This is a genomic window from Klebsiella sp. RIT-PI-d (genome assembly GCF_001187865.1).
GTDB lineage: Bacteria > Pseudomonadota > Gammaproteobacteria > Enterobacterales > Enterobacteriaceae > Superficieibacter.
In genome coordinates this window covers 1,116,277-1,132,086 of record NZ_LGIT01000009.1, presented here as the reverse complement: position 1 = coordinate 1,132,086, position 15,810 = coordinate 1,116,277, and the positions used below count along the sequence as shown (strand labels likewise).

Sequence of the window (15,810 nt, the reverse complement as noted above, 5' to 3'; positions counted from 1 at the left end):
GGAGTGACATATGCAGCAGAACGGTTACCTTCCGGATAGCGCTAATGCCATTGCCCGTTATTTCAATAAAGCGGTCCTGCCAACTCAGCAGGAGACACTGGGCGAAATCGTACGGGAAATTCTGATGGACGGGCGTAACCTCAACCGTAAAGCAATTTGTACAAAATTGCTTAAACGCCTTGAGACCGCCAGGGGTGCAGAAGAGGAAAGCCATTACCATACGCTGATTGGCCTGTTATTTAGCCGCTAATCTTTGCTACCGATGTCCTTTTATCCAGGTCAATTCGAACGGGAGAAAGATTGCATGCTTCACAAAGGACCGGCAATTTCCAGCGGACCTCTTCCAGCAGTGAACTGACTTTAAGCCTTGCTTCCTGGCCAGAAAGCCCGGGCGATTAGAGATACAGTTATGAAAAGAAGTGAAATAGAACAACTGACAGACGAACTTATTGGCGAAGCGGTATTATCTTTACTGGTCGACAATAGTCCGATTAATACCCAGGCGCTGATTAGCCGACTGCGTTCAATGGAGTCTGGTGAATCAAACAGTCAACGACGGGACCTTATTACCGGTATTATTAATGAAATTAGTAATGCGCCGGTACGCAATAATACGCGCAATGAATCCTCTAAGTGGGATGATGATAATGTTCATTCGCTTTTTGGCTCGAGTCAGATGCGTGGGCAACGTAAAAATCATTAATAGCCTTAACCGGCGTAACACTATTCGCGGAGTATTGACATGAGCCAGACCATGCTTGAGGAATCAGAGGGATACGAACATTTGCCCACCATGGCGCTGACTCGGTATTTCCGCAATTCCGGTGACCGGCTGTTAGAAGAATCTGCGATACTGGGCATGGCAATCAGAAGTATTATGGCTTCTCATGGTGAGCTATCTAACAAAGCGATTATACAAAAACTGATCGCCTTTCTTGATGCTACTCATGATGTAGAAACGGGCAATATTATTCGCAAGACGCTGGAAATTATTGTCGATCACACCATGGACGATCTCTGATACGCCTCTCCAGTTCCTGTCCGGAGCGCATGATGACACTGCGCTTCGGATCCATTCTGTGTCTCATCCTTCCATCATTTAAACGATGCTTAGCCCCTAAAAATTTGAGATGATGTACAAATCATCGCTAAGGTCAGAAGTCTTTCTTCAGGACCTTTGATACCTGTACCTATCATTGAGAGTCAAACGTCGTTATGGAAACTACACACGCCAATGTTCTGTCGGTCTTTGATTTTGATGGAACCCTTACGCGTCACGATAGCTTCATTCCCTTTCTCCGCTATGCGTTCGGCAACCGTTATTTTGTGCGTAAGATTGCCAAAATGACCCTGCCCGCGCTTCGTTGTATGCGCCGCAAGCTGACCCGTGATGAGCTAAAAGAAGTGTTGATTACCACCTTTCTGACCGACATTGATGAAAAATGGGTGCGTGCGAAAGCAGAAACCTTTTGTCAGCTGTACTGGGATCGATTAATGCGGACCAGTGGATTGGTGGCGGTTGCATCCGAGCGTGTATCCGGTGCCGAAGTGACGTTATGCTCCGCCTCCCCCGAGCTGGTTCTTCAGCCTTTTGCTGACAAGCTTGGGATCAAGCTTATCGGCACTCAGCTCGAGGTTAAGAATGGCAAGTTGACCGGCAGGATCAGCGGCCACAACTGCCGGTGCGTCCAGAAAATTAACCGCCTGGAAAGCGTTTATGGGTCGCTAGCCGATTATCATTTGCGTGCCTGGGGCGATACCCGCGGCGACTACGAACTGCTTACCGCGGCGAGAGATGCGCACTGGCGTCATTTTCATCCGGCATGGAAACGGCGTAAGTCACCGCTTGAAATGCTTAAAGCCAACCATCAGAGCTAACAGCATTCGGCGCTATATCGCCCCATAACGGGGCGGTATTCTTAAAGAATATGCAATGATTTAGCGTTATCGTACCAGGCCCGAAACTCTTCCAGCAATAAATCATACAGCTTATCGTCTTTCATTTTTGCAAAGTCATCAATAGCGAAGAAATGGCTATTATCAATTTTGCGTTGGGTAAAGGTGTCCAGATCTTCCAGGATGCCATAACTCGAGCCGCCAAGGCCGACGAATTTCCAGAAGATGGGTTCTTCAGCGGAGCGACGGATGGCTTCTTTTATTTCCCGGGTTTTGCTGATACCACCGTCCGTGATAAATACCACAAATACAGGCAGCTTACTTCCACGATAAAAATCGATAATTTCATTCATTACCGGCGGTTCATTATTCAGTCCCCCGAGGCCGGGAAGATTTTCCAGCCATGAGGCACGAGAAAGGCTCTGAATATGGGCGATATAATCATTAAGATTATCCAGCGTGACGTCGGGATATTTTTTATGCCGCTGTGCAAAACCCCAGACATCCATCGAACCATCGTCATCGAACTGGACGGAGAGAACCGCAATTCTGTCGAGAACGGACTGAACGTGGCCCTTTTTAAACTGCCCTTTCATTGATCCTGACGCATCCAGGACAAATGCAACCCTGGCCTGTAGTGATGCAAGCTTATGCTTCTCAAGACTGACAGTCGCATTCTTTGCAAGGCTGACCAGACGTGGTGCTTTGTCCTGCAATTTTTTCTCGAGGCTTATTTTGGCCGCAGCGGGTTCAGCCGCAGCAGGCGCTGCGACATCGACGCCATAGTTTAAGGCCAGCGGTTCCAGCCCACCATTAAAGCCCTGGCCGATCGCTTTCAGTTTCCACTGTCCCTTATAGCGATAAACTTCCGCCACAATCAGCGCTTTTTCCTGACGATGGTGAACCTCAACATCGAACTGCGCCATATTGTCAGCGGTCATTGATAACTGAGCTAAATGCCCCAGGGTATTATCACCGTCGATCGCTACCGTCAGGGCAATTTTTTGGATACGGGCGGGTACGCCCTGTAAACGCAGATAAAATCCGGCACGGCCAGGAGAGAAATCCATGCGAACCGCCCCTTCTGATGACTGAAGATTATTAAAGAAGATAAAGTCAGCATCTTGCGTCACCTTGCCGTTTTCATCCAGCAAGAAAGCGGAAGGATAAATGTCGCTATGAAATGAAGAGTGTGTCTGATAATTGAGTCTGAGAGTCACTTCGGAAGTAGTAATGACAATGTTTTGTCCTGCCTGAAGTTGCATAAACGTTCCTTTCTCATTTGCCGACAAAAAGCAGAGCACTTCGGGAAACGCAAATGGCGCTAATTTTTGTGGACAACAGAAAAGCCCGGCAGAAGCCGGGCTTTTAAAACGCGATTAGATATTAACACCGTGTTGAGAGGCCAGCGCGCCCAGACCGCCGGCAAAACCCTGACCTACGGCTTTGAATTTCCATTCATTACCGTGGCGATACAATTCACCAAAGATCATTGCGGTTTCGGTAGACGCATCTTCAGACAGATCGAAACGGGCAATTTCAGTGCCGTTGTCGTTGTTGTAAACGCGCATGAAGCTGTTGCTTACCATACCAAAATTTTGCTTACGGGCTTCTGCTTCATAAATGGTGACCGCAAAAACCAGTTTTTTAACGTTGGTGTCTACTTTAGCCAGCTCAATTTTGATCTGCTCATCGTCACCATCGCCAGCGCCGGTACGGTTATCGCCCTGGTGCTCTACTGCACCACACGGGCTTAGTTTGTTGTTAAAGAAAACAAAATGACCATCGGACAGCACTTTGCCATCCTCGCCAACCATGAAAACTGATGCATCCAGGTCAAAATCCTGACCATCCGTTACGCGCGCATCCCATCCAAGACCGACCATGGCAATGTTCATGGTTGGTGCTTCTTTAGTAAGGGATACGTTACCGCCTTTTACGAGAGAAACTGCCATTTTTAGCTCCTGCTGTTAATGAGGGAGCTGCGTACGCAGCTCCGGTTATAAGGATTATCAATCAGGATGCGTTAATGCCGTACTGCGCACAAACCGATGCCAGACCGCCAGCATAACCCTGACCTACTGCACGGAATTTCCACTCCGTGTTGTGACGATAAAGTTCGCCAAACAGCATCGCAGTTTCAGTAGATGCATCTTCAGTCAGATCGTAACGCGCCACTTCCGTTTGGTTGTCGTTGTTAACCAGACGAATAAAGGCACCTGAAACCTGACCAAAGCTCTGACGGCGAGCCTGAGCGTCATGAATAGTGACCACAAAAATGACTTTATCAACGTCTGCCGGAACGGTATCCAGTTTAACGATCAGCGATTCATCATCACCGTCGCCTTCGCCGGTACGGTTGTCACCGGTGTGGGTTACAGAACCATCGGCTGATTTCAGGTTGTTGTAAAAAATAAAGTCAGCGTCACCGCGCACTTTGCCATTTTGTCCAAGCAGAAATGCGGACGCATCCAGGTCAAAATCCTGACCATCGGTAGAGCGGGCATCCCAGCCAAGACCAATCAGGACATTTTTCATTGAAGGTGCAGTTTTGCTCAGAGAGACATTACCGCCTTTAGAAAGAGAAACGCTCATACAGAATCCTCACTGGTTACATTTGTAAGATAAAAGTTATTTCTCAGCATCTGCTTTTTCCGGGAACAACACGCTGGCGATGATCCCGATAGCCAGTACCACCAGAACAACAATCAGGCTGGTTGTCGCGGAGAGGCTGTAGCCATGATGCCAGATATGATCGGTTGCATTCAGCCCCAGTTTGACCGCGATAAAGAACAGCAGCACGATTACCGCTTTTTCCAGATGCGTCAAATACTGTTTCAGGGCTTCCAGTACAAAATACAGCGTACGCAGGCCGAGGATAGCAAACATCATCGCACTGTACACAATCAGCGGTTCACGGCTGACCGCGATAATCGCCGGAACAGAGTCAAATGCAAACATCACATCAGAGAGTTCAACGACGGCAACGCACAGCATCAGCGGCGTCGCATACAGCGCAGCCTTTTTCACTCGACCCACTACAACGTCTTTGTTTTCCGGTTTAGCCAGTTCTGCATCCACTTCTTTCTGCGTCAACAGGAAAGCATGACCGGATAGCTTTGGCCAGATGGGGAAGAAGCGTCTGACCATACGATAGGCAAGATGCTGTGAATAATCTTCGACCTCATCTTCATCACCGCCGCTTTTCAACATCATAACCGCTGTCCACGCCACGATAACCGCAAAGATCAGTTCGACGTATGGCCCCAGGGACAGTAAGCCCGTACCGATGGCAACAAAGATCCCCCTGAAGACAATGGCGCCTACGATCCCCCAGTACAGTACACGATGGCGATAGCGGTCGGGCACAGAGAACCACGAGAAAATAGCCATCATCACGAACAGGTTATCGACGGAGAGCACTTTTTCAAGCGCATAACCGGTAACGAACAGGCTCGCGACTTCTGCACCGTGATGCACGTACAGGAAACCCGCAAAAGCCATTGCCACAATGACCCAGAAAACAGACCACAATGCCGCACTCTTCAGCGAGATTGGCTTATCATGGCGATGCATGAAAAGGTCAATAAAGATGGCACCGACCGCCAGTACAACAAATACAATAACCGTTTCAGCCGGAAATCCGATATGTGTAGAAACCATGTTTTACCCTTTGCAGAAAAATCAGAGGCCAAATTCGGCAGGCTCAAAGCCCAGCGCGATGGCAATTTCACGAACGGCTTTCTGCTCATCAGGATCGAAATTACCATCGCTTTTGCCGACGGCGATCCCTACCCGAATCGCTAACTGCGCGGCTTCAGGCTGATCTTTCAGAGCCAGAATATATTTCATTGTTTCGCCTTTTCCGATTTCCATATCAAAGTCAAAACTCGAAATCAGTTTGTTGAAGAAGTCGATAACCTCTGAGGTATCAAACACTTTCAACTCATCAGATGATTTCAGAAAACCAATCATCTTTTGCTTTTCTTCCGCACTTACGCCATCGCTGGCTACGGCGATGCGGGCACAGACGGCAACCGTCCCCTGCATGAATTTTTTATTTTTGAATCGACTTACCTGCTTAGTCAGTTCTTCACGGCTGCTATTAAATGCGCCTTTAACTTTATTGAAAAAACTCATTTTTTTATCCTCATCATTCACATTATTTAGAGCCGGTAGTCCAGCGAAAGTCCCAGCCGAATGCACGGTCCAACTCCTGTTGTCCCTTAAAGAACTGATTAATACGCTCAATCTTGATGGCACCGTTTTCATTCACCAGACGGGCAATCGCGCACAGCGTGCGTTTGTTATCGCCTTCTGTCAGGCGGGTTTCAATCGGCGGCTGCTCAGGTACGTGCAGGGTAACCACGCCATCGGTTTTATCCCAGCTGGCAGCACCCTGATAAATAAAGGTATAAATCAGAACTTCACTGATGTTTTGCCATTCACGCCCATTAATATGTATCCACTCACCATCGCTGACGTCACCCGTGCGATCGTCGCCCTGAAGCTGGACAAACGGCTGTGAATGATAAGAGCCAAACATATTCCCCAGCGCCTGAACGATGGTTTTCTGCCCGTCGCGAAGTCTGATAAAAGCCCCGAGATCGAGGTCTACGCCCTTATCGCCGCCAAACATGCCCAATAGCCCCCCGGATGATTTACTGCCCCGGTGCCAGTTGAGATTAATGCGAATTTCACCAAAGTTGTCCCGTTTGGCCAGGCTGATTGCCGGTTTTTCTTTGGTTAACGATACTTTACTCAGGCTTATTTTATTCACCGGCGGCGCGGGCGGCGCAGGTGGTGTTGACGCAGAAGCCGAAGTGGGCGCTGGCGTCGGGGAATCAGCAATATCAACGCCAAAGTGCTCGGCCAGCGGTTTAAGTCCGCCGTTAAAGCCCTGAGAAATAAAACGGAATTTCCACTCTCCGTTACGTCGATATAGCTCACCCAAAATCAATGCGGCTTCTGCGCGGCCGTTAAGATCAACGTTGCCGCTGGCGACTGATGCACCTGCATGGTCAACCTGAATCGACAAACTGCCCAGCCCTGAAACCTTCTGTGCGCCGTCGCAGGTTACCGTGAAAGCGACTTTCTGCACGTCTGCTTTCAGGCTATTGAGATTAACGGTAAAAGTGGTGCTATTACCGTCATTCATCAGGCTAATTGTTCCATCATCATTACGTGGCTGACCGTAGAAAACCATATCCGGGTCGCCTTTCACTTTGCCGTCAGCATACAGGCGGAAAGCAGAGGTATCGACGGAAGAACCCGCAGCAATACGCACGCGTAGCTCGGCGGCTGGAACGGAAATATTACCTCCAGGGCTTAAATTCATTAGCGCACCACCGTAGCCACAACTTCTGGCAGCATGTCATCAATTGTTCGCCCACGGCAGGCATTACCCAGCGCGGTGAAGTCCCAGCTGCCACCATTGCGACGCAGAGAAGCAATCAGGATACCGGTGTGGCTACCCTGCTCTGAGAGCTCGTAGCGCGCCAGCTCTTTATTGTTCTGGTCGACAACGCGACAGAACGCATTCTGCACCTCATTGAAGGTTTGACCGCGAAAGCTGTTAACGGTAAAGGCCAGATATTCGGCTTGTGCAGGAAGTTTTGTCAGATTGACGTTGATCACTTCATCATCGCCATCGCCCTCGCCCGTCAGGTTATCACCGCTATGCATCACAGACCCACAGCGGGAATTAAGCTGACGGAACCAAATGGTATCGATTTTATTGCCATTGGCGTCGAGAAGAATACAGCTTGCATCAAGGTCTATTTCGCCTGAGCCGCCCAGTAAGCCACCTAAAAATCCTTTTTTCTTAATCGGGTCCCAGCCAAGTCCAAACTTAAGCTGGCTGAGTGAAGAGGATTCTTTACTGAGCGACACTGTCTGATTTTTACTTAAAGAGACCATATATTTTCCTTAATGAGGATTGACCGGCGCGACATACCAGCGTTGAAAACCTGGCGTTTAAAAAATCATATCATGATGTAGTTCACTCACAAGGTAAATTTCGATGAAAGTTCAGCTTATGATGATAAATCATTGAAATAAATTCATTTATAATTTTAACCCCCCCTATTTATTAGGGGGGATTGGTGGAGTGACCCTATCAATTCAGGGAGTGAATATGACTGCTTTTATAATCATAATATGATTGACATTAAAATGCAGCCTGCATAGACTGAACGGCTATCCTCCCCTATTTACGTACTGACCCGTAAAGAGCAAAAATGAAAAATAAAATATGGTTTATGGAAGGTCTTTCTTCTCAACGGGATATCATTCAAAGTGTAAATGATTTTTCCAAAACGTGTGATCGCCCTGTCACAATCTATGCATCGCATCGTAATGAAAGAAATGAAATTTTATCCCTGGCGCATTTTTCTTTAATAGAACCGAAAGATGACGAACAGCGTTTGGCATTTATTGAAGCTATAGTAAAAGAACATGCCATCAACGTTATTCATACAGGACGCCACTGCCAGTGGTTTGAAACGCATCGCCAGGCCATCGAATCATCAGGGATTGTGCTGACTACTGGCGCATCCGGCGTAGAGAGCATAGATATCGCTGATGACAAAGTAGCGTTTGCGCAACTGATGGAAAAGAATGGATTACCGGTTGTGCCTTCCGTACGTATCACGACGCTGAATGAACTTAAAACACAGCTCACTCACTCGCCGTTCATGTCATCACCGCTGTGTGTAAAACCGGTAAAAGGGATTTACGGCATGGGATTCTGGCGCTTTGATGATGCTGCCTCGTCCATGACAGTAATTAATTATCCTGAACGTCGTTTGATCCCGACATGGCAGTATCTGGCCGCCTGTGAATCCGCCGGATCGTTTGAGCCACTGGTGCTCATGCCTTACCTGCCCGGCCCGGAATACTCTGTCGATATGCTGGTCAACAAGGGAACCGTTCTGGCCGCCGTCGGACGGCGTAAAGAAGGGGCACTTCAGTACCTTGAAAATACCGGTGAGGCTTACGAACTGGCACGCGCTTGCGCGGCAGTAATGAAAGCCGACGGACTGGTCAATGTACAAACACGTCATGATGAAAGCGGCAAGCCGGTTCTCCTTGAGATCAATATGCGTCCCTCTGGCGGCATAGGCTACACCCGTCATAGCGGCGTGAATTTACCGGGATTATACGCAGGCTTCACGCTTGGTTATCTTAGCGAAAGTGAGGTCCGGTCTGAGGCCGACGCGCATTTCCGTCCGGCAGTGGTGCGGGCAGTAACCGAGGCTATCGCTTACCAACCGATGCTGACAAATACGCTCTAAGGAAGGCGCATATGACTGAAATTATCCGTACCAGGCAGGATTATCTCCCCTATCACGTTCAGGATGTAACGCTATGCTGAATACCCACGACGAAAACATATATCGTCGCACGCTAACCAGTGGAACAATCAGTGTCACCCGACATCAGGGACAGGCTGCGCTTGAATCTTTATTTGATATCGGCGAGCGCCGCAATCCTAAACGGGCTTTTTTGTTTGTCAGTAAAGTGCTCGGTCGACATATTCCGGTATTCCCCTCAACGATGCGTGCTGTTTTTCGCCAGCTGGGCGAGCAATTTCCGGCCGATTTAGCTGGCCCGGTCGTGTTTATCGGCATGGCCGAAACCGCAGTCGGGCTGGGGGCTGGGGTCTTTGACGAGCTAAGAGCGCGTGTTCCCGATGCCGTTTATCTGACCTCTACCCGCCATCCTGTAGACGGTGAATTACTTTGCGAATTTAAAGAAGCGCACAGCCATGCCACCGATCATTTGCTCTATTTGCCCTCAGATCCTGAAATGCGCCGTCGCGTACAGGAGGCGCAAACGGTCGTTCTGATTGATGATGAAGCGACCACGGGCAACACCTTTATTAACCTGCTGGCGGCGCTGCGCGACGAGGGCGGATTATCATCGCTGCGTCAGGTGGTCACCGTTACGTTGACCGACTGGAGCCACGGCGCGCTGGCGGCAGGCTGCCCGCTGCCGGTTTTACCTCTGTCGCTGGTCAGCGGACAGTGGTCGTGGGAGCCGTTGCCTGATGCTCCAACACCCGTCATGCCACAGGTTAATATCACGGCAGCGGGCACTTTCTCGCCGTCGCGCAAACAAACCTGGGGGCGATTAGGCATGCTGGAACCGGCTGCCGACCTGGCACCGGGTGTGACTGCACAGCCAGGCGAGAAGATCCTGGTACTGGGGTCCGGGGAATTTGTGTGGGAGCCGTTTTTGCTCGCAGAACGCCTGCAAGCTATGGGCGCAGAGGTGAAATACAGTTCCACCACGCGTTCACCCATTGCCACGGGTTTTGCCATTCAATCCGCCATTGCCTTTACCGACAACTACGGTCTGGGCATCCCCAATTTTTTGTATAACGTTGCGCATCAGTCATTCGAGCGTATTTTACTTTGCGCTGAAACGCCGGCAGAAAGTATTGACCCCCTGCTGCTCACCGCCCTGAAAAAGGTTGCTGGCAGCGTAGAGATTATTACCTATGAATAAACCTGTTTTCCTTTCAGATCTTGACGACACGCTGTTTCAGACCCGGCGTAAAATGATCAATGAACTGGACCTCGAACCGTATCGCACCGGTGCACTTGACCGCAGTCTGCAACCGCGCAGCTTTATGACCGAGGAGCAATCAATGCTGGTTGACTGGCTGCTTGACTGTGCGGAATTCATTCCGGTAACGGCCAGAGGCACAGAAGAAATTAGCCGGGTACAGATCCCGTTTCGTTCCTGGGCCATTACCACCCACGGCGCTGTTATTCTTAATGCCGACCGACAGCCTGATGAGGAATGGAAAGCACATATGCTTGCCTGCTTAGCGCCTTATGAAGAGAAACTTCTCACTATGCAGCGGCAGATTACTGAACTTATGGCAGCCAGAGATATTAATGCCTGGGCACGTCTTAACTATGAATATGGTGACGTGCCGGTTTACCTGGTGATGAAGCATCGGGACAGTACGCGGCTTGATGAACTCAATGCTATTGGCGATGAAATTGAAGTCCTGTTTTCAACTCATGGATTTTACATTCATCGCAACAGTAACAATATTGCCTGGCTCCCGACGCCGGTAGAAAAAGGTCTGGCCGTCAGCTGGCTATTAGAAAAGTTACGTGCAGAGCGCGGCGTTTTTCCGGTGATTGGCCTCGGTGATAGCCTCAGCGACTACCGGTTTATGAAGCGTTGTACCTGGTTTGGCATGCCGCAGCAAAGTCAGTTTGCCGACGCCATTGCACAGTCACTGTTTGGGGAGAAAGATCATGCGTGATGAAATTTCATTCTCAGGCTCATATTTGCCTGAAGACGTTCATTTTCTCCTGCAGCCGGTACAAATGGAAATGACCCCGGTCGAACTGAAAGAGGAATATATTCAGTCGGGCAAAAAACACTATTCGGACATGCTCAGCCAGGAGCCAGAGCCAACGGCATGGCATCTCGACCTTTTCCGCCGCTCGCTGGATCGCGGCGCTGAACGTCTGGCAACGGAAGTTCAGCAGCTGGCCAGCGCGCTGGCAACGCAGTTTGGCGAGACGCCGATTGTGCTGGCAAGTCTGGTCCGCGCTGGCGTGCCGCTGGGCGTAATGCTACAGCAGGCGCTGCGCGATATGGGTAAAGTCTCGTTTCATTACGGCATCAGTATTATTCGCGACCGGGGTATCGACACTGCGGCTCTTGAGTGGATTGAAGCCCGCCATGGCACCGACGGCATTGTCTTTGTTGACGGCTGGACCGGGAAAGGCGCTATCACCGGCGAACTGAGTAAATCTCTGGCCGGCCGGCCGGGGTATCCGGCGATCCCGCGGCTGGTAGTGCTGGCCGATCCGTGTGGCCGGGCATGGATGTCAGCCAGTGATGATGACTGGCTGATCCCCTTTGGTATTATGGGGGCGCCTGTCTCCGGTTTGATTTCGCGCTCCATCTGGACGGAGGAAGGATTTCATGGCTGCGTGCAGTGCGATCATCTGGCCGCCTGGGAATGCAGCCGTATGCTGGTCGACACCGTAGCGCAGCAGCGTAAACGTCTTCAGAATGTGCCGCCGCTGTCGTCTGAACACGCAGATAAAGCCAGTCTGCGCGAAAAAAGCGACTGGGTTGTCAATACGCTGGCCAGCCGCTATCAGGTAGACAGCATAAACCGTATCAAACCCGGTATCGCTGAAGCGACGCGAGCGGTACTCCGCCGGGTTCCCGATCATGTCTTCGTTCGTGCTATTGACGATCCTGACGTGGCCCTGCTTGTGGCGCTGGCGCGTGACAAAGGCATTAACATTGCTGTAGTTGGCGAGGCTATCGGGCAATATCGCGCCGTCACCATCATTAAAAAGGTGCGTTGATGATGAAAAGACTCTCACCGTGGAATCTTGGGGCAACACTTTACATGCCTGCGACCCGCATGGATATCGCCGATGCGATCCTCACGATTAAAGTAGAAGGACTTCGTTCACTGGTTATTTGCCTTGAGGACGCGGTTAGCGAGGAGGATGTTCCTGCGGCGCTTAATAATCTGCAGGCGCTGCTCGAAACATTGTCCAAAGCTAAAGCCGCCGACGGCAGCTCGCACTGGCCGCTGGTCTTCGTTCGCCCGAGAGATGTTGAAATGGGTGCACGGCTAACCCGGACCATGAATCTCAGTGCCATTGATGGGCTGGTTTTGCCCAAGTTCACCCAGGCATCACTGCCGGCGTGGTGGGAATTCATTCAGCACACGCATTTATGTATGATGCCAACGCTAGAAACGGAAGACGTTTTTGACGTTGAACAAATGCGCCGGCTGGCGATCGCCCTGCTGGACCATCCCTGCCATCAACGTATTATTGCCCTGCGCATTGGTGGTAACGATCTGATGAATGTGATTTCGCTTCGTCGCCCGCGCCAGCTTACGCTTTATGATGGCCCGATGGGATATGTTATTAAAATGCTGGTGTCGGTATTCGCCACCCGCGGTTTTGCCCTGACTGCGCCAGTCTGTGAGCATATTGACGATCATGACATCATGGACAAAGAGCTGGCGCTTGATATAGCACATGGCCTGGTGGGGAAAACGGCTATTCATCCCAATCAGATAGCTAAAATTGAGGCGGCGCTCAGGGTGTCAGATAACGACTATGCCGATGCCCTGCGGATCCTGAACTCCTCCCAGGCCGTGTTTAAATCGCTGGGCGCGATGTGTGAGCCGGCGACGCACCGCCGTTGGGCCTCTGCTGTCCTGGAAAGAGCGCAGGTTTATGGCATTATTAGCGATCGCGGCAACGGTGAAATTGTCCGTATTCCACTTTCGCAGCAGAATTAAGGATACGCAGGAAAATGCAATTAAGTTCCCGACAAGAGCGAGTATTCAGGCTGGCCACTATGCTTGGCACGGGCAAGCCTGTTTCCGCGACTCATATTCTTGCGGTGCTGGAGTGTTCAGAACCTACCCTTACCCGGGCGCTTAAAGAATTACGCGGATCGTATCTCGCCGAGATAAAATACAGTAAGGCGGCCCATGCCTATCAGATCACGCAATTTGGTACGCTGGATAAAAAAGTGCTGCGCAGAATGACGGAGTCGCTTAACGCACATGCGGAACTGAAAAAAAGTGAAGCAGCCCATTGGGTCGATCTTGATAAAGACAAAAAAACCGCAGTATCGCTTTCATTACGGATGAGTATTTTACGCAAAATAGACCGATACGCGTTTGCTAATGATAAAACCCGCAGTGAAGTGGTTGAATTGTTAGCAGAAAAAGCATTCGAAATTTTGCAAAACCAACGCGTCAATACCAGGAAATAGCGATCGCGTCCTTCTGCCCGTGGCGTCCGTTACGGGCTACAATTATCCTTCATATGCCCACTATCCAGAAAAAACTCGCTCATAATGCTCGAAAAGCATACTGTATTTTAGTCTTTATTCTGGATAAGACTTCGGGGTTAAAAAATAGATACATTATCAGGAGCTATATATGCGCAGACTCCCTGTCTATTTACTTCTCGACACGTCAGGCTCCATGCATGGCGAGCCGATTGAAGCCGTTAAAAACGGGGTTCAAACCCTGCTCACCACGCTTAAGCAAGATCCCTACGCCCTCGAAACCGCCTGGGTTTCAGTCATTACTTTCGATTCCTCTGCGCGCCAGGCTGTTCCTCTCACCGACCTGTTAAGTTTTAAACTCCCCGATCTGGCTGCCAGCGGAACCACCGCACTGGGTGAACCGCTCTCCCTCACGGCGGAGTGTATTTCCCGTGAAGTACAAAAAACCACGGCTGAAACGAAGGGTGACTGGCGTCCTCTGGTCTTTATTATGACCGATGGATCGCCTACCGATGACTGGCGTAAAGGCGTAGGTGAATTTAACGCGGCACGAACTGGCGTGGTTGTCGCCTGTGCGGCAGGACATGCTGCCGAAACTAAGGTCTTACAGGAGATAACCGAGATAGTCCTGCAGCTTGATACTGCCGACTCCACCACGATCAAGGCCTTCTTTAAATGGGTTTCCGCCAGCATTTCCGTTGGTAGCCAAAAGGTGGAATCGAAAAAAGAGGTGATTGGCCTGGACGACCTGCCACCGCCACCGCCGGAAGTAAATGTTGTTCTGTAACCACATAAATAAGGAGATGTTATGTCAGTCAGTTTACGCAAAGGGCAAGGCGTTAGCCTGCGAAAAAATGAATACGATCTTTCCTCCGTTACAATTGGTCTGGGATGGGATATTAACGAAGAGAAGAAAGGATTTTTAGGCAGCGTTTTTGGCAAGAAGGAAGAGGAATACGATCTCGACGTCATCGCTTTTTTATGTAATGCCCAGGGAAAAGTGACTGATTTAGGCGATCGGGAGAATGGCAAACCGACGCTAATTAACGGCGATATTATCTTTTTTAATAGCCTGCGGCATAAATCAGGCAATATCTGGTTAACAGGCGATAACCGCACCGGGGCCGGTGATGGAGATGATGAGCAAATTATCGTTAAGCTTAATGCCCTTGAACCGCGCTACGAAAAAATCGTATTTATTGTCCAGATCTACAATGGCGAGCGCCTGAAACAGCATTTCGGCAAAGTAAAAAACGCATTTATTCGCGCAGTCGATGCCCGCAATATTGAAATGGCGCGTTTTGATCTCTCCGGCGGTGCCACATTTAATAATCAATGCTCCATGCTATTTGCAGAACTGGTCAGAGAGCCAGACGGCTGGAAACTCAATGCTCTGGGAGAACCGTCAGCATCTGACACGTTTGTCACGCATCTAAAGAGCTTTATATAATATGAGAAGACTACCTGTATATCTGCTCATTGATACCTCAGGATCGATGCGCGGCGAGTCTATTCACGCGGTGAACGTTGGCGTGCAGGCAATGCTCAGTGCGCTGCGTCAGGACCCCTATGCGCTTGAGAGCGTCCACATTTCGATCATTACGTTTGATAACGACGCGCGGGAGCACAGTCCATTATCGGCGCTGGAGAACTTCCAGTTTACCGATATTGTCGTGCCCAGCGCCGGCGGCACATTTACCGGGGCCGCGCTGGAATGTCTTATTACCTGCGTCGATCGCGATGTACGCCGTTCAGATGGCGATCAAAAAGGCGACTGGCGACCGCTGGTATTTCTGATGACTGATGGTACGCCGTCAGACACCTGGGCCTATGGAGAAGCGATCAAAGAGGTAAAACGTCGCGCATTCGGTGCGATCATTGCCTGTGCGGTAGGACCCAAAGCGCGTCACGAGCATCTGAAACAGCTTACCGATACCGTCGTGGCGCTTGAAACGCTGGACTCCACCGCGTTTGCCGGCTTCTTCAAATGGGTATCCGCCAGCGTTGCCTCGGGCAGCACCAGTGCAGGCGTCAACGCCCGTTCGGATACGCTTCCGCCTCCTCCGCCTGAAATTCAGCTGGTGCTGTAATGAGCCTGATGAGGTG

At 50.2% G+C, this 15,810-nt stretch carries 20 protein-coding genes; 13 read left to right on the top strand and 7 right to left on the bottom strand.

The features are described from left to right. The first annotated feature begins 10 nt into the window (after nucleotides 1-10). The 4 genes from ycgZ to AC791_RS11775 all read left to right on the top strand — a co-directional run bounded on the left by ycgZ (nucleotide 11) and on the right by AC791_RS11775 (nucleotide 1,878). A complete protein-coding gene (gene ycgZ / locus AC791_RS11790; protein WP_049840626.1) occupies nucleotides 11-250 on the top strand; it encodes a regulatory protein YcgZ in 240 nt (79 codons plus the stop codon). 159 nt (nucleotides 251-409) lie between these two features. Then, nucleotides 410-703 carry a hypothetical protein gene (locus AC791_RS11785; protein WP_049840625.1) on the top strand — a complete coding sequence of 98 codons (294 nt, stop codon included), beginning with the start codon at nucleotides 410-412 and terminating at the stop codon, nucleotides 701-703. A 51-nt stretch (nucleotides 704-754) separates the two neighbouring features. Then, nucleotides 755-1,021, top strand: coding sequence for a biofilm development regulator YmgB/AriR family protein (locus AC791_RS11780; protein WP_049841614.1), 267 nt, complete (start codon nucleotides 755-757; stop codon nucleotides 1,019-1,021). Between the two features lie 194 nt (nucleotides 1,022-1,215). After that, nucleotides 1,216-1,878: an HAD family hydrolase gene (locus tag AC791_RS11775; protein ID WP_049840624.1), complete on the top strand. Its 663-nt coding sequence runs from the start codon at nucleotides 1,216-1,218 to the stop codon at nucleotides 1,876-1,878. 41 nt (nucleotides 1,879-1,919) lie between these two features. Here the strand turns inward: AC791_RS11775 and AC791_RS11770 are convergent, their stop codons facing one another. The 7 genes from AC791_RS11770 to AC791_RS11740 all read right to left on the bottom strand — a co-directional run bounded on the left by AC791_RS11770 (nucleotide 1,920) and on the right by AC791_RS11740 (nucleotide 7,815). Continuing rightward, nucleotides 1,920-3,161: a vWA domain-containing protein gene (locus AC791_RS11770; RefSeq protein WP_049840623.1), complete on the bottom strand. Its 1,242-nt coding sequence runs from the start codon at nucleotides 3,159-3,161 to the stop codon at nucleotides 1,920-1,922. Nucleotides 3,162-3,275: 114 nt separating this feature from the next. After that, entirely contained in the window at nucleotides 3,276-3,851 is a 576-nt protein-coding gene (locus AC791_RS11765; protein WP_049840622.1) for a TerD family protein, read from the bottom strand. Nucleotides 3,852-3,912: 61 nt separating this feature from the next. Continuing rightward, on the bottom strand, nucleotides 3,913-4,491 hold the full coding sequence (terD, locus tag AC791_RS11760; RefSeq protein WP_049840621.1) for a tellurium resistance membrane protein TerD: 579 nt from the start codon (nucleotides 4,489-4,491) through the stop codon (nucleotides 3,913-3,915). A gap of 36 nt (nucleotides 4,492-4,527) precedes the next feature. Further along, the gene (locus AC791_RS11755) at nucleotides 4,528-5,559 is read right to left on the bottom strand and encodes a TerC/Alx family metal homeostasis membrane protein (RefSeq protein WP_049840620.1); all 1,032 of its coding nucleotides are present in this window, start codon (nucleotides 5,557-5,559) and stop codon (nucleotides 4,528-4,530) included. Between the two features lie 21 nt (nucleotides 5,560-5,580). After that, complete coding sequence (locus AC791_RS11750) at nucleotides 5,581-6,036, bottom strand: tellurite resistance TerB family protein (protein ID WP_049841613.1); 456 nt, start codon at nucleotides 6,034-6,036, stop codon at nucleotides 5,581-5,583. A gap of 22 nt (nucleotides 6,037-6,058) precedes the next feature. Further along, nucleotides 6,059-7,234: a TerD family protein gene (locus AC791_RS11745; RefSeq protein ID WP_049840619.1), complete on the bottom strand. Its 1,176-nt coding sequence runs from the start codon at nucleotides 7,232-7,234 to the stop codon at nucleotides 6,059-6,061. Continuing rightward, nucleotides 7,234-7,815 (bottom strand): TerD family protein, encoded by a 582-nt coding sequence (locus AC791_RS11740; RefSeq protein ID WP_049840618.1) that lies wholly within the window; start codon nucleotides 7,813-7,815, stop codon nucleotides 7,234-7,236. Before AC791_RS11740 ends, AC791_RS11745 begins: the two co-directional genes overlap by 1 nt. 320 nt (nucleotides 7,816-8,135) lie before the next feature. Between AC791_RS11740 and AC791_RS11735 the strand changes: the two genes are divergently transcribed. From AC791_RS11735 to AC791_RS11695, 9 genes are all read left to right on the top strand, one after another. Beyond that, complete coding sequence (locus AC791_RS11735) at nucleotides 8,136-9,191, top strand: ATP-grasp domain-containing protein (RefSeq protein WP_049840617.1); 1,056 nt, start codon at nucleotides 8,136-8,138, stop codon at nucleotides 9,189-9,191. Between the two features lie 73 nt (nucleotides 9,192-9,264). Next, a complete protein-coding gene (locus AC791_RS11730) occupies nucleotides 9,265-10,407 on the top strand; it encodes a phosphoribosyltransferase domain-containing protein (RefSeq protein ID WP_049840616.1) in 1,143 nt (380 codons plus the stop codon). Beyond that, nucleotides 10,400-11,182 (top strand): hypothetical protein, encoded by a 783-nt coding sequence (locus tag AC791_RS11725; RefSeq protein ID WP_049840615.1) that lies wholly within the window; start codon nucleotides 10,400-10,402, stop codon nucleotides 11,180-11,182. Before AC791_RS11730 ends, AC791_RS11725 begins: the two co-directional genes overlap by 8 nt. Beyond that, on the top strand, nucleotides 11,175-12,248 hold the full coding sequence (locus AC791_RS11720; RefSeq protein ID WP_049840614.1) for a cysteine protease StiP family protein: 1,074 nt from the start codon (nucleotides 11,175-11,177) through the stop codon (nucleotides 12,246-12,248). The genes AC791_RS11725 and AC791_RS11720 overlap by 8 nt, the downstream gene beginning before the upstream one ends. Beyond that, on the top strand, nucleotides 12,248-13,204 hold the full coding sequence (locus AC791_RS11715) for an HpcH/HpaI aldolase/citrate lyase family protein (RefSeq protein ID WP_049840613.1): 957 nt from the start codon (nucleotides 12,248-12,250) through the stop codon (nucleotides 13,202-13,204). The genes AC791_RS11720 and AC791_RS11715 overlap by 1 nt, the downstream gene beginning before the upstream one ends. A 14-nt stretch (nucleotides 13,205-13,218) precedes the next feature. Beyond that, nucleotides 13,219-13,686, top strand: coding sequence for a hypothetical protein (locus tag AC791_RS11710; protein WP_049840612.1), 468 nt, complete (start codon nucleotides 13,219-13,221; stop codon nucleotides 13,684-13,686). Nucleotides 13,687-13,855: 169 nt separating this feature from the next. Then, nucleotides 13,856-14,491, top strand: a complete 636-nt coding sequence (locus AC791_RS11705; protein WP_049840611.1) for a vWA domain-containing protein — start codon at nucleotides 13,856-13,858, stop codon at nucleotides 14,489-14,491. Between the two features lie 21 nt (nucleotides 14,492-14,512). After that, the gene (locus tag AC791_RS11700; RefSeq protein WP_049840610.1) at nucleotides 14,513-15,154 is read left to right on the top strand and encodes a TerD family protein; all 642 of its coding nucleotides are present in this window, start codon (nucleotides 14,513-14,515) and stop codon (nucleotides 15,152-15,154) included. 1 nt (nucleotide 15,155) lies between these two features. Continuing rightward, nucleotides 15,156-15,794, top strand: coding sequence for a vWA domain-containing protein (locus AC791_RS11695; protein ID WP_049840609.1), 639 nt, complete (start codon nucleotides 15,156-15,158; stop codon nucleotides 15,792-15,794). Nucleotides 15,795-15,810: the final 16 nt, after the last annotated feature.

What these genes read in the sequence shown, in the direction of transcription:
- ycgZ (WP_049840626.1), top strand. Translation starts at nt 11, where the DNA reads ATGCAGCAGAACGGTTACCTTCCGGATAGCGCTAATGCCATTGCCCGT.
- AC791_RS11785 (WP_049840625.1), top strand. Translation starts at nt 410, where the DNA reads ATGAAAAGAAGTGAAATAGAACAACTGACAGACGAACTTATTGGCGAA.
- AC791_RS11780 (WP_049841614.1), top strand. Translation starts at nt 755, where the DNA reads ATGCTTGAGGAATCAGAGGGATACGAACATTTGCCCACCATGGCGCTG.
- AC791_RS11775 (WP_049840624.1), top strand. Translation starts at nt 1,216, where the DNA reads ATGGAAACTACACACGCCAATGTTCTGTCGGTCTTTGATTTTGATGGA.
- AC791_RS11770 (WP_049840623.1), bottom strand. Translation starts at nt 3,161, where the DNA reads ATGCAACTTCAGGCAGGACAAAACATTGTCATTACTACTTCCGAAGTG.
- AC791_RS11765 (WP_049840622.1), bottom strand. Translation starts at nt 3,851, where the DNA reads ATGGCAGTTTCTCTCGTAAAAGGCGGTAACGTATCCCTTACTAAAGAA.
- terD (WP_049840621.1), bottom strand. Translation starts at nt 4,491, where the DNA reads ATGAGCGTTTCTCTTTCTAAAGGCGGTAATGTCTCTCTGAGCAAAACT.
- AC791_RS11755 (WP_049840620.1), bottom strand. Translation starts at nt 5,559, where the DNA reads ATGGTTTCTACACATATCGGATTTCCGGCTGAAACGGTTATTGTATTT.
- AC791_RS11750 (WP_049841613.1), bottom strand. Translation starts at nt 6,036, where the DNA reads ATGAGTTTTTTCAATAAAGTTAAAGGCGCATTTAATAGCAGCCGTGAA.
- AC791_RS11745 (WP_049840619.1), bottom strand. Translation starts at nt 7,234, where the DNA reads ATGAATTTAAGCCCTGGAGGTAATATTTCCGTTCCAGCCGCCGAGCTA.
- AC791_RS11740 (WP_049840618.1), bottom strand. Translation starts at nt 7,815, where the DNA reads ATGGTCTCTTTAAGTAAAAATCAGACAGTGTCGCTCAGTAAAGAATCC.
- AC791_RS11735 (WP_049840617.1), top strand. Translation starts at nt 8,136, where the DNA reads ATGAAAAATAAAATATGGTTTATGGAAGGTCTTTCTTCTCAACGGGAT.
- AC791_RS11730 (WP_049840616.1), top strand. Translation starts at nt 9,265, where the DNA reads ATGCTGAATACCCACGACGAAAACATATATCGTCGCACGCTAACCAGT.
- AC791_RS11725 (WP_049840615.1), top strand. Translation starts at nt 10,400, where the DNA reads ATGAATAAACCTGTTTTCCTTTCAGATCTTGACGACACGCTGTTTCAG.
- AC791_RS11720 (WP_049840614.1), top strand. Translation starts at nt 11,175, where the DNA reads ATGCGTGATGAAATTTCATTCTCAGGCTCATATTTGCCTGAAGACGTT.
- AC791_RS11715 (WP_049840613.1), top strand. Translation starts at nt 12,248, where the DNA reads ATGATGAAAAGACTCTCACCGTGGAATCTTGGGGCAACACTTTACATG.
- AC791_RS11710 (WP_049840612.1), top strand. Translation starts at nt 13,219, where the DNA reads ATGCAATTAAGTTCCCGACAAGAGCGAGTATTCAGGCTGGCCACTATG.
- AC791_RS11705 (WP_049840611.1), top strand. Translation starts at nt 13,856, where the DNA reads ATGCGCAGACTCCCTGTCTATTTACTTCTCGACACGTCAGGCTCCATG.
- AC791_RS11700 (WP_049840610.1), top strand. Translation starts at nt 14,513, where the DNA reads ATGTCAGTCAGTTTACGCAAAGGGCAAGGCGTTAGCCTGCGAAAAAAT.
- AC791_RS11695 (WP_049840609.1), top strand. Translation starts at nt 15,156, where the DNA reads ATGAGAAGACTACCTGTATATCTGCTCATTGATACCTCAGGATCGATG.